General features: G+C 64.5%; 15 protein-coding genes. 12 read left to right on the forward strand and 3 right to left on the reverse strand.

The features are described 5' to 3' along the window. The 5 genes from BFL28_RS14495 to BFL28_RS14515 all read left to right on the forward strand — a co-directional run. Positions 1-1,049, forward strand: a 1,049-nt coding sequence (locus BFL28_RS14495; protein ID WP_131818662.1) for a conjugal transfer protein TraN, incomplete at its 5' end; no start/stop codon positions are given. Continuing rightward, entirely contained in the window at positions 1,046-1,453 is a 408-nt protein-coding gene (locus tag BFL28_RS14500; RefSeq protein ID WP_037447140.1) for a hypothetical protein, read from the forward strand. The genes BFL28_RS14495 and BFL28_RS14500, both read left to right, overlap by 4 nt. A 1-nt stretch (position 1,454) precedes the next feature. Then, positions 1,455-2,363, forward strand: coding sequence for a conjugal transfer protein TraF (traF, locus tag BFL28_RS14505; RefSeq protein WP_024310614.1), 909 nt, complete (start codon positions 1,455-1,457; stop codon positions 2,361-2,363). Then, on the forward strand, positions 2,363-3,805 hold the full coding sequence (locus tag BFL28_RS14510) for a conjugal transfer protein TraH (RefSeq protein WP_037494469.1): 1,443 nt from the start codon (positions 2,363-2,365) through the stop codon (positions 3,803-3,805). The genes traF and BFL28_RS14510 overlap by 1 nt, the downstream gene beginning before the upstream one ends. A gap of 24 nt (positions 3,806-3,829) precedes the next feature. Then, positions 3,830-7,093, forward strand: coding sequence for a conjugal transfer protein TraG N-terminal domain-containing protein (locus tag BFL28_RS14515; protein ID WP_069321266.1), 3,264 nt, complete (start codon positions 3,830-3,832; stop codon positions 7,091-7,093). Here the strand turns inward: BFL28_RS14515 and BFL28_RS20775 are convergent. After that, a complete protein-coding gene (locus BFL28_RS20775; protein WP_029623254.1) occupies positions 7,074-7,328 on the reverse strand; it encodes a hypothetical protein in 255 nt (84 codons plus the stop codon). The two genes, BFL28_RS14515 and BFL28_RS20775, sit on opposite strands and share 20 nt — an antisense overlap. A 107-nt stretch (positions 7,329-7,435) precedes the next feature. Between BFL28_RS20775 and BFL28_RS14520 the strand changes: the two genes are divergently transcribed. The 5 genes from BFL28_RS14520 to BFL28_RS14535 are packed head-to-tail and all read left to right on the forward strand — an operon-like array spanning position 7,436 to position 9,188. Further along, positions 7,436-7,801, forward strand: coding sequence for a hypothetical protein (locus tag BFL28_RS14520; RefSeq protein WP_241231411.1), 366 nt, complete (start codon positions 7,436-7,438; stop codon positions 7,799-7,801). A 26-nt stretch (positions 7,802-7,827) separates the two neighbouring features. Further along, entirely contained in the window at positions 7,828-8,493 is a 666-nt protein-coding gene (locus BFL28_RS14525) for an SOS response-associated peptidase (RefSeq protein WP_277600230.1), read from the forward strand. A gap of 44 nt (positions 8,494-8,537) precedes the next feature. Beyond that, positions 8,538-8,819 carry an HU family DNA-binding protein gene (locus BFL28_RS14530; protein WP_010409234.1) on the forward strand — a complete coding sequence of 94 codons (282 nt, stop codon included), beginning with the start codon at positions 8,538-8,540 and terminating at the stop codon, positions 8,817-8,819. A gap of 47 nt (positions 8,820-8,866) precedes the next feature. Next, positions 8,867-9,019, forward strand: coding sequence for a hypothetical protein (locus BFL28_RS20980; RefSeq protein WP_007406311.1), 153 nt, complete (start codon positions 8,867-8,869; stop codon positions 9,017-9,019). After that, positions 8,994-9,188, forward strand: a complete 195-nt coding sequence (locus BFL28_RS14535; RefSeq protein WP_010409232.1) for a hypothetical protein — start codon at positions 8,994-8,996, stop codon at positions 9,186-9,188. The genes BFL28_RS20980 and BFL28_RS14535 overlap by 26 nt, the downstream gene beginning before the upstream one ends. Before the next feature lie 179 nt (positions 9,189-9,367). Here BFL28_RS14535 and BFL28_RS14540 read toward each other — a convergent pair whose 3' ends face one another. Continuing rightward, positions 9,368-9,817 carry a hypothetical protein gene (locus BFL28_RS14540; RefSeq protein WP_007406364.1) on the reverse strand — a complete coding sequence of 150 codons (450 nt, stop codon included), beginning with the start codon at positions 9,815-9,817 and terminating at the stop codon, positions 9,368-9,370. Between the two features lie 116 nt (positions 9,818-9,933). On the opposite strand from BFL28_RS14540, the gene BFL28_RS14545 reads away from it, so the two are divergent. Continuing rightward, entirely contained in the window at positions 9,934-10,347 is a 414-nt protein-coding gene (locus BFL28_RS14545; RefSeq protein ID WP_007406310.1) for a LexA family protein, read from the forward strand. Between the two features lie 5 nt (positions 10,348-10,352). Then, positions 10,353-11,612: a Y-family DNA polymerase gene (locus BFL28_RS14550; RefSeq protein ID WP_069321268.1), complete on the forward strand. Its 1,260-nt coding sequence runs from the start codon at positions 10,353-10,355 to the stop codon at positions 11,610-11,612. A 2-nt stretch (positions 11,613-11,614) separates the two neighbouring features. On the opposite strand, the gene BFL28_RS21310 is transcribed toward BFL28_RS14550, so the two are convergent. Next, positions 11,615-11,834, reverse strand: a 220-nt coding sequence (locus tag BFL28_RS21310; protein WP_241527348.1) for a helix-turn-helix domain-containing protein, incomplete at its 5' end; no start/stop codon positions are given.

Raw genomic sequence — 11,834 nt, forward strand, 5'->3', positions numbered from 1 at the left:
CGGTGTACCTCAGGAAGGAGGGCACGCGCGAGGTCACGCTGACGCGCAATGAGGGAAGCTGTCCGGCGCTGGTGTCCGACACCGCCTGCATCGCGACCGGCCCGGAGGTCTGCACCGAGGGGCCTGAGACGCGGATCATCGACGGTGTGTCGGTCACGGCATCGTGCTGGGCGTGGTCGCGCCCGTTCACCTGTCAGCGCATCACCCAGGCGTCCGATTGCAGCGATCTGGAGAACGGCGGGAAATGCACCTTCCTGCGTGACGAGTGCCTCGACGATCCGCAGTCCGGTCCGTGCCAGGTCACGACGAAGGTCTACAAATGCCCGGTCCCGACGCCGCCTTCGACCGATCCCAAGCAATATATCTGCGGTGATGACGTCTATTGCATCGACGGCGAATGCGAACCGGTCGAGCGCGAGGCGTCGACCGAGTTCAAGGACGCCGTGGTCGGGCTGCACGCGCTGGGCCAGGCCAATGCCGAGTTCGATCCCGATACGCTGACGCTGTTTTCGGGCAAGCGGCAGACCTGCCACAAGCCGGTGTTCGGGCTGGTCAACTGCTGCGCTGGCAAGGCGTCGGGCCTCATCACCACGGCTGCCGGCGCGGCCGCGATCGCGGGCGGGCCGGTGGCGATCGCCGCGCTCGCGACGCCATTCCTCACCATGTTTATGTGCTCGAACGACGAGAAGCTTCTCGACGTGCAGGACCGCATGGGGATGTGCCACAAGCTGGGCGACTATTGCTCGGACAAGGTGCTGGGCATCTGCACATCGAAATCGACGGCCTATTGCTGCTTCGAAAGCAAGCTGTCGCGCATCCTGCAGGAACAGGGACGCCCGCAGATCAACAAGCCGTGGGGCAGCGCCAAGAAGGAAACCTGCAAGGGGTTCACGCTCGACGAATTCTCGCGGCTCGACCTGTCGGTGATGGATTTCACCGAGGTCTATGCCGAGTTCGTCGACGCCGCGAAGCTGCCCGACGAGATCGAAACCTCGCGCCAGATCCAGGAGCGGATCAAGGCCTATTACGACGCGAAGAAGAGCAAATGACCGGCGTGACGCAACTGTCGGACCATCGTCCCTTTCCCGACCTGTCGGTCGCGGAATTTGCGGTCCTGATCGCGCTCCTGCGCGCCGGACCGCACCCGGCCGGGTTCCTTATCCCGACGCTCGACAGCTGGTTCGATACGAAGCTGTGCGTGGCCGATCTCGAACCGACGATCGCGCGGCTGATCCGCGCCAACCTCATCCTGCGCCGGGGCGAGACGCTCTACCCGCGCCGGCACGCCCGCAACCTCATCATCGGGGTGTACGGCAACCTGTTCCGCATCCTCGCCGACGACATGGCGCAGCTCGTGTCGCTCAAGGAGCCGTCGCTCCTCGGAACGCTCAAATCCTACCTCACCCGCCGCGAACAGGAAGATCGCGAAAAGCAGAAGAAGAAGGACGACTGACATGCGCAAGGCCCTGACCCTCGCTCTCATCCTCTCGGTCGCATCGCCCGTGCTGACGCCGGCGACGGCGCAGGAGCTGACGCCGCTGCCGGATTCGGTGTCGTCCACCCGCGATGCCGGTGACGACGGCCGCGATGGCGGTCAGGATAGCTATGGCAGCGCGGACGATCTCGGATCGGCCGACCGCGTCGCGGCGCAGACCGGCGACGACTTCTACTGCCGCGAACGGCGGCTCGGCACCTGGTTCTACTGCGACAAGCCCAAAGCCAAGCCCGCCGAGCAGCGGTCGGCGCAGCCCGCGCGGTCGTCGGCCGAGCAGCTTGCGGCGATCTCGAAACAGCTGGAGGAGTTGAAGGCGCGGGCGATCCTCGAGCCGACGCCCGAGAACATCAGCCACTATATCGCCTTCCAGCGCGAGCAGCTCGATCGCGCCTCGTCGTTCGCCGACATGTGGCAGCGCACGGTGTGGCAGAACCCCGACCTCGACTACACGCTCCAGCGCCCCGTCAGCCAGCTGGGCAAGCGAACCTGGCTCGACACGCGCAACGCCGATCGCGAGCGCGTGTTGTCGCAGATCTCCCAGCGGTACGGCGTGTTCTATTTCTACTCGTCGGCCTGCGCCGCGTGCGAGACCTTCGGGCCGATCATGCGCAGCGTCTCGGATCGCTTCGGCCTGACCGTCATGGCGATCTCGCTCGATGGCGGGCCGACCCGTGCCTTCCCGAACTACACGGTCGACACCGGGCAATACAAGGCGATGGGCATGCGCGGCCAGCAGGTGCCCGCGCTCGTCCTGTTCGACACCGTCACCAAGCAGCCGATGCCGATCGGCTACGGCGTGATGGCGGCCGACGAGGTGATGAACCGCATCTTCACACTGACCAGCGTCAAGCCCGGGAGTGACTTCTGATGGTCCGCTCGATCGTCCGCTTCTGCGCCGCGGTTCTCGCGCAGGCCAGCATGATCCTCGCGCTTGGCGGTCTCGTCGCGACGCCGGCGATGGCCGACGTCCAGGGCGAGATGAACAGCTATTTCAACAAGTCGGGCGCGGCCGCGAACGTGACCGGCCCGACCGCCTTCCAGGGGCAGTCGGCGGGCTATTACTCGGGTGGTTCGCTGTGGAGCCGCTTTCCGCAGAAGTCGATCAACCCGGTCAGCGTCGCGCTCCCCAGCGCGCGCGGCGGCTGCGGTGGCATCGACCTGTTCGCGGGGTCATTCTCGTTCATCAACGCCGACGAGATCGTGGCGATGCTCAAGGCGACCGCCAACAACGCGATCGGCTTCGCCTTCCAGCTCGCGATCGACAGCATCTCCGCGCAGATCGGCGGGGTGATGAAGGACATGAGCCAGCGCGTGCAGCAGCTGAACGCGTTCAACATGTCCTCCTGCGAGGCGGCGCAGCAGGCGGTCGGCTCGCTGTGGCCGGCGATGGACGGGGCGTCCTCGACGATCTGCCAGCAGGTCGGCGGGGCGAAGGGCTTCTTCTCCGACGCGGCCGCGGCGCGCCACGGCTGCACCAACAAGGGCGAGCGTGAGGATACGATCGCGCGTGCCGGCGACGACGCCGAGCTGGTCCAGTCGAAGAATTACACCTGGTATGCACTGAACGCCAAGAGCGCAACCAAACCGTCCCGGGAATATGCCGAGTTCCTCATGACGATGGTCGGCACGATCATTTATGACGCGACGAAGGCGAAAGACAGCATGGGCGCGTTCCAGTTCATCGCGCCGGCCAGCTGGGACACCTATCAGGCGCTGCTCGACGGCACCGCCTCGGCGCCGACCGACGTGTGGCAGTGCGACACGACCGACGACAAGGGGTGTCTGAAGCCCACGCCCACCAAGCTAAGCATCTCGACCAACGAGGCGCTGCGTACGCGCGTCCTCAAGGCGATGGACAGCATGTCGGGCAAGATCCGCTCCAACGCCGCGCTGTCGGGTGACGAGATCGCGCTGCTCGGGATGACCTCGATCCCGCTCTACAAGATCCTCGTCGTCAACGAGGCGGCGCACATGGGCCTGTCGGGCGGCGATCGCGCGACCCTCGCCGAGATGGTCGCGATCGACATGTTGATGTCGATGCTCGACCGGATGCTGGACACGATCTCGCAGGCGCAGGCGGGCGCAAAGTTCGTCTCGACCGACGAGTTCAAGGCGTGGCGCGCCCAGGTCGACAGCGTGAAGACCGAGCTGTCGCGGCGCAGCGAGAAGATGGCCGGGCAGATCTCCAATACCTACCGGGTGATCCAATACACCCAGTTCATGGAATCCACCCTCAAGAACACCATGAGCCCGCAGTTGTCGGCTTCGCTCCGGTTCGGACGCGGCCTCAGCGCGCAGGGCTTGCGGTAACACGGCGGCAAGGGAGCGACGGCGATGGGCGGGCTCGAAGTCTTCACGATCGGCGGGGGCGAATATATCGTCAACGTCTTCAACGCGGTCGCGGCATGGACCGGGGGCGGGGGCTACCGCTCGATGCTCCAGGTCGTGATGGTGATGGGCTTCATCTACTCGCTGTTCGTCGTCGCCTTCTCGCTCGACTGGCGGGCGTGGTTCAACTGGTTCCTCCAGTCGACGCTCATCTACATGATGCTGATGGTCCCGACCGTCACGGTGAAGGTGACCGACCGGATTAACCCCGCGCTCGCGCCCTCGGTGGTCGACAACGTGCCGCTGGGCCTTGGCGTGATGGCCTCGTTCACGAGCCAGGTCGGCGACTGGATGACGCGCTCGGCCGAGACCGTGTTCGTCATGCCCAACGCGCTCGCGCTGACCAACAACGGCATGATCTACGGCGCGCGACTGATGGACAAGGCGCGCACCTTCCAGATCACGGACAGCGTGTTCCGCGCGAACCTCGACGAACACCTGAAGCAATGCACCTTCTATGACGTGCTGCTCGGGTTCAAGGCGATGGACGATCTCACCAAGACCAGCAATCTGTGGGAATCGATCGGGCCGGGGTCGCCGGCGCGCAGCCAGCGGTGGATCACCTCGACAGGCCCCGGCACCACCGAAAACTCGATCATCCCGTGCAACGAAGCCTATTCGCGCATGGATGCCCAGTGGCAGACCGCCTACGACAAGGATCTGATCCCGTTCGCCAGGAACGCCTATCCCGGCATCGCCGACACGATCGCGGCCCAGCGCATCCGCGATGACCTGCCGGTGGTCGCGGCACAGATGCACGGCACCTCGACCGATGCCTATTCGTACCTCAAGCAGATCTCGATGATCGACGCGTTCCTGGCCGCGCGCGAGAGCTTCTCCGATGCGGGGTGGGACGCCTATGCGTCGCAGCGCGCGGACGCGCAGGCCAAGAACACCTATACCTCAATCGCGACGCAGGCGATGACCTGGGTGCCGCTCCTCGGCATCGTCCTGACGGTCGTATTCTACGCGATGTTCCCGGTGCTCTTCCCGCTGTTCCTGTTCCCCAGGACCGGCCTGCAGACGCTGAAGGGCTATGCGACCGGGTTCTTCTACCTCGCCTCCTGGGGGCCGCTCTACGTCATCCTGCACATGTTCGTGATGAGCAGGGCGGCGAGCCTCTACCATGCGGCGGCGCCGATCGGGCCGACGCTGCTGGTTTCGGACGGCATGGCGAGCGTCAATGAATCGATCTCGACGCTCGCCGGCTTCCTGATGATGAGCGTGCCGTTCATCGCCGGCGGGATGGCGCGCGGCGCGATGGCGATCGCGGGGCATGCGACCTCGATGTTGCAACCGGCGCACAGCGCGGCCGAACAGGCCGCGACCGAGCGCACCACCGGCAACTACTCGTACGGCAATACCTCATTCCAGAACCTGACGTCGGGCATGACCCAGGCGAACAAGTTCGACGATCAGCCCAAGTTCAATTCGGGCTATTCGGTCGGCACGTTCACCAACGCCGACGGTGGCGTGACGTACGGCTTCGCGGACGGGACCAACGCGTTCGATACCCGCCAGGGCATCTCGAACCTCGCATTCACGCCGACGCGGACCGCCGGGTTCGACAGCAGCATGAGCCGGGCGCTCTCGGACGGGCAGACGCACACCCAGTCGCTCCGCAGCGCGGCATCGCAATCCTGGAACGCGACGGCGACGACGGCGACGGATCTGTTGACGGCCGCTGAGCATCGGCGTGGTAGTTCGACCGAGACGGGGTCGGGGTTCAATAACAGCATCACCAGAATGACGGAGGCATCTCGGAGCCTTTCCACCGGACTGAGCAATCGCTTTGGTCTTAGTGAGTCCGATGCACAGCAAGTCGCCCGTGCTTCGCAGACCACAGGCGACGCGAACGCCGGCATAGAAGTTCTTAAGAAGTTGTGGGGCGTCACCGGAAGGGCTGGCCTCAGCGGTAAAATCGCATCGATCGCGACCGAAAATACGAACAGGACGCTGTCGGCCGATAACGCCTACGGGGAATTACAAGACTACATTACAAAGGAAACTAACTCGACGCAGGCCCGGGCAGCACGCGACGAATTCATGCGTGAATCTAGCACGAGCGGAGATAGCGAGGTTCGGTCGCTGTCGCAGAAGCTGGGCGTCAGCGTCGGGGAATCGCGGTCGGCGTCGTTGGAAGCAACTCGAGCCGAAGAGACGTTCCAGCGGGTCAGCAACGATGTCAGGGAGGCCTCGGCGCGGGGCTGGTCGCTCAATCGGAACGAGAGCCAGGAGTTTGTCGTGTATGCCCAGGAGCGGCTTCTCGACGACGACACGCTGTCGCAGTTCGGGTGGACGCCAGGCATGGTCATGCCGCGCACGCCGCAACAGGAACAGGTGCGCGATATCCTGCTTGGCGAATTCATGGAGCGCCGCGTCGCATCGGTCCGCGACGAACTGGGTGTAAGCGTGCCTGAGCGTCTGTCGGGGCAGTTGCATGGCCCCGCATCGGCGACCCCGGGTGCGGTAAACCAATGGGGCAACCAGCGCGCAGCCGGTGTCAGGGCACAAGGACCGGACGTGTCGATCCGCGAAAGTTCGCGCGATCTCGACTTGGCCGGCAATGTCGCAGACGCGATCCCGAATGCGTCAGCGCGCATCACCCGTGGTGCATTCGAGGTCGGCAACGGTGTCGACGAGGCGAGAGGGACGGCGGGTCAGCTAGGTGACCATGTCCAAGAGCGCAATGATGCGTGGATCACGACGACACTTCCCGGTGTTGAGGGCGCGCGCAACTGGGTCCGTGACAATCTCGGGATCGGAGCTGGCACCAGCCATGTTTACGAAGTCCCGCGCGGTGAACGTGCGATGCTGCCGATTTCGGGGCGGCTGAGTTCGGGAATGGGTGGTCGGATCGACCCGGTCACTGGCGAGCCCGGCCGGCATCACCGAGGGGTGGATATTGCCGCGCCAGCAGGGACGGAGATCCGCGCACCTGCATCGGGCCAGGTCATCCGAAACGACTTCCAGGCCAACGGGGCCGGCAATTATGTGGTCCTGCAGCACGGCGACGGGTCGCAGAGCAAATACTTCCACATGCAGGATCGGTCTGGCTTCCAGGTCGGCAGCACGGTCGAAGCTGGGGCGGTGATCGGGCGTGTTGGCAGCACCGGGAAATCGACCGGTTCGCACCTTCATTATGAATTATGGAAGGATGGCGCTCCGGTCGATCCGAGGCGGTTCCAGCTTAGGAATGGCCGGGAGTGAAGATGAAGGCGAAAGCCATTACTATTGCAATAAACACAAAGAAAAGCTTTGCATGTGAGTTGTCGCTCACTTCGGGTGGCTCAAATTCATCGTGTCTAGTGGCTTCAGCCAATGCCTCCCGGCCTACATGCGTCATTTGATCGTACATGTTGCTAGGATTGATATATCCGTTTGAAGACGAGCCACCGATTGGGAACCGATCCCAGTCCATCTGGCCAGGTTCGTGGTTCAACATGGCCGCTCCTTCCTCAATCCGTGGCTGACCGTGCTGGTCAGAATTAGGCTTGCAAAGCCTAGCATATCGGATTGAGTTTGGCGAGGATTTTCACCCGTACTGACGGAGTGGGCACGGTGGAGCAGGACGGCGAAAACCCGCGCACGATCGAACGCTACGAGGCGCTGCTGCGCGAGCATCTGCTGTTCTACGATGCGCTGCGTCTGCGCGAGCGCCGGCCGAGGAGCGCGGCGCAGCGCCAGTTCCAGGACGTGGCGTGGGGGAAGGCCGCGCCGGTCACCGATCACGAGTGCGCCTATGTCTGGCACCTGAAGGCGCGCGGGATCGCGCCGTTCAACACGCCGGCGCCGGCACCGCATATCGACGACGTGATGGCCGGATTCGACGTCGGCGCGCGGCCGGTTAGTGGCGACGTCGGCACGAAATGGGATAATGCCTGGCGCGAGTATCGTGGTGGCCGGGAGTTCTTCTAACCTGGGCACGATGAAGGAGCCGATCGATCTGCAACCGATATCGCCTGAGCGCCAAACAGGCCGCGGTGATGCGGGCGGTCGGATTCGAGCCGCCTTATCCCGAGGACGAGACCTACCCGGTGCCGCGCGAGATCTTCCCGACGGGCAAGAAGACAGCGCGCTACGGACTGGTCGTCAGGCGGGCAGGGGAGGGTAACCGTCCGCTCGAACCGGTCGCGATGGAATGGGGCTTCCCGACCAAGGTAGCGAGCAAGCGCGACCCGGCGGTCAAGCTGGACAAGTTCGTCACCAATGCGCGGAATCTCGCATCGTCGATGTGGAAGCCGTCGATCGCGAATCCCGATCGGCGCTGCCTGGTCCCGTTCACGCACTTCGCCGAGCCGCATCCCGACGGCGGGACGGGCGACGATGGCAAACCCCGCCAGATGTGGTTTTCGCTGCCCGACCAGCCCATCGCCTTCTTCGCCGGTCTGTGGCGGCCGACCGAGCGCGGCGATGCCTATGCCTTCTGCACCACCTCTCCCAACCCCACCGTCGATCCCTGGCATCCCAAGGCAATGCCGGCGATCCTTCACCCTCGCGATTTCACGGCATGGCTCGACGGCAGCTATGAAGACGCCCTGAAGCTCGTCCGCCCCTATGAGGGCGAGATGAGCGCGCAGGAGGCAACTCCCGATGGCGGCGCGACGTGAACCGGGCTAAGGCCGGTCCAATCATTCACCACCGGGACGTGTTCATGACGACGACATCCGATCTGGCCGAACAGCTCTCCAATACCCATGGCCTCGCAAAGGCGGACGCCAGGAAGGTCATCGATGCGATCCTTGCGAACATCACCGCGGCTGTCGCGACCGGCGAGGAAGTCAGCCTCAACGGGTTCGGCAAGTTCAAGCTGAAGGACACCCCAGAGCGCCAGGGGCGCAACCCGTCGACGGGCGAGGCGATCACGATCGCGGCGTCACGCAAGCTGACGTTCGCGCCGGCGAAGGCGGTCCGCGATCGGATGAACGGCAAGTGATAAACGGGCCAGGGTTTTAGAACGCTGGCCTAAACTGAGGGGACTTCATGGCCGATACCGCAGCCGACTACCGCGCGAGGGCAGCGGCCGACCTTGCCGAGGCCCAGCAGCTCGTTCTGCCCCATGCTAGGGACCGTATGCTGCATTCGGCCGATCGCTGGTCGAAGATGGCTGATGCGGCCGATCGCCGTGTCCGGTAACGAAAGCACGACGGTCGCGCTCGACGTGGCTAACTGGTCAGCGGTCCAGGCAATGGTCGAGCGTCTCGACGACAGGGCTGTGATAGCGATCTACGAGCTGGCCGAAGGCGCTGGTCCGGTCGCGGACCTCGCGGCCGCACAGATGGAAAAACGCAACCTCGACTATTGAGCCAAGTTAAGAGTTCGGCCGCTGGTTAAGCCGCTGTTGCCAAGCCGGCACAAGCCACGTTCCTGTTTTGTTCGATAATATATCTTATGTTAAATCAATGGCTTAGCAGATTTCCGGCATCGTTCTTGCAGAGACTGATGTGGCTTTTTCGCAGCTAAGGCTTGCCAGTCAGTCGCGAGTTAGCCGCGCCGTCGTTCTCGCGCGCGAGCGTGTCGCGGATCTTCGTAAAGATCCTGCAGCGCGCGCAGCCGAAACGCATTCCACCAGCGTTGCCAGCGATGCTCCTCGGCATCGTGGAGCATGTGACATCGCTGGCATAGCGCGGCGAGATTGCGCGGCGCGCTATTGCCAGGATCATGATCCAGATGCGCGCAGGCCAGCACGACATAGGTGATCCGCACGACGTCGAGCGCGAAGAGGTCGCCGACCTTCACCCGTCGCCCCTCTCCCGATCGCCAGCATCGCGCTTCGCTATCCCACCAGCGCCCATCGCCCAGATGCGCGACGTGCCGAAGATGCGGTCGCCGGCAGCGTTCGCAGCGCCCTCCTGCCCGCACGAACCGGATCTGGTCCGACAGCAGCGGCCAGTCGATCGGGTACAGCCAGCGGTTTTCGGGGCGGATCGGCATCCATGACTCTATGAGTCATGCGAAATGAGAACAAAAGGAAAATCTCGTTCCCTTCATGTTCTTATCCAGCATATCATGCGCGCATGTCCGCGTGTGTGATTCCCCTGTCCCAACCGATGCCGATCGCCGATCTGCCGCCAGCGTTTCGCCTGAGGGTGGTGAGCGCGGCCGGCGCTGGCTTCCCCTCGCCTGCCCAGGACTGGGAGGAAACCGCGATCGATCTCGTGGCGCTGCTGCGCCTCGACCGCGCCGCCAGCTTCGTGTTCCGGGTCAGCGGACAGTCCATGATCGACGCTGGAATCTATGATGACGACGTGGTGGTGGTCGATCGCGACGCCACGCCGGTTAGCGGCCGCATCGTCATCGCCGTGGTCGACGGGGGCTTCGTGATCCGCCAGTTGGTCTGGCGCGACGGCAAGCCGGTCCTCGAGGCCCGCAACGCGCGGATGCGCTACGACGCGGTGATCGCGGATGAGAGTGTCGAAGTGTGGGGCGTCGTCCGCGCCTCCGTGCGCAACCTGCAGGGCTGACCGCCATGTGGGCGATCGCTGACGTCTCCAACTTCTATTGCTCGTCGGAGAGGGTATTCGACCCGTCGCTGCGCGATAAACCGCTCATCGTGCTGAGTAACGGGGACGGCTGCGCCATCGCGCGCTCCGAGGAGGCCAAGGCGCTGCACATCAAGATGGGTGCGCCGATGTTCAAGATTCGTGATATCGTCCGCGAGCATGGCATCCAATACCGCAGCAGTTCCTACGAATTGTATGCCGACATGAATCGTCGCTTCAATCAGGTCCTCGCCGAGCACAGTTGCACGGTCGAGGTGTACTCGATCGACGAATCGTTCTTTCGCCTGCCGGTGCTCCCGAACGGCCTGGGCGACGTGGCGGCCGCGCACCGCGTGATCGCGGCCGTCAAGCGTGCGACGGGCCTGCCGATCCGCATCGGGCTTGGCCCGACCCGGACGCTGAGCAAGGTTGCCAACGCCCTCGCCAAGGCGTCGGAGAAGGTCTGGAAGGGCGTGGTCGACCTGCACGACATCGAGCTGCGGCGGCGCCTGTTCGCGCAATGGCCGGTCGAGGAGGTCTGGGGCATCGCGCGAGCGATGACCGAGCGGCTGCGACCGCTCGGCGTCAGGACGACGGCCGATCTTGCCGCCCTCCCCCCGGAGGTCGCGCGCGACGTGGGGACGGTGATGCTGGAGCGGCTCGTGCGCGAGCTGAACGGCGTCGAATGCACCGATTTCGAGCCGGAGCCGCCCCCGTCCAAGGCGACCGCGGTGACCCGCTGCTTCGGTGAGCCGGTGCGCGAGGTCGCGGCGCTGCGCGAGGCGATGGTGCGCCGCGCGGTCCGCGCGGCCGAGAAGATCCGCGCGCAGGATCTCGCTGCCACCCGCCTGATCGCCTTTGCCCACGGAAGCCGGTTCAAGCCCAACGCGCCGTCCGCCTCGCGCATAGCGCGGCTGTCGCCGGCGACCAATGATCCGCGCGTGATCGGCGGTATGGCGGGCCGCATGGCGGATGTCATGTACGAAACTGGCGGCGTCTACACCAAGTGCGGCGTCATGCTCGAGGGGCTGGAGCCGATGACCGCGCACCAGGCCGACCTGTTCGCGGTGCCCGATCCGCGATCCCCTGCCCTGCTCGCCGCGATCGACGGGCTCAACGGGCGGTTCGGCCGCAACACGATGCGGCTTGCCTCCGAGGGCTTTGGCCAGAAGAGCTACGACACCAAGCGTGCTTTCAAGAGCCCGTCCTGGACCACGCGGATCGATCAGGTGCCGATCGCGCGGTGAGATCAATAGCGATAGCCTGCCTGCCGGCAGGCCGCTGCCAGCTTCATCACTCGCCCATCCTTCGCGCCGTACTGGCGCAACCGTGCGGAATAGCTGTAGAGTGTTGGCTTGGAGATGCCGAGCATCGAGCAAATCTTGGCGATCGGCATCGTGTTCTCGTGGTAGAGCCTGACGGCCAGGTCGCGCTTGTCCTTGCCGGTGCGGCCGGCCGGCCACCCTTCT

Origin of the sequence: Sphingomonas turrisvirgatae (assembly GCF_001721295.1) — a bacterium.
Taxonomy (GTDB): domain Bacteria; phylum Pseudomonadota; class Alphaproteobacteria; order Sphingomonadales; family Sphingomonadaceae; genus Sphingomonas; species Sphingomonas turrisvirgatae.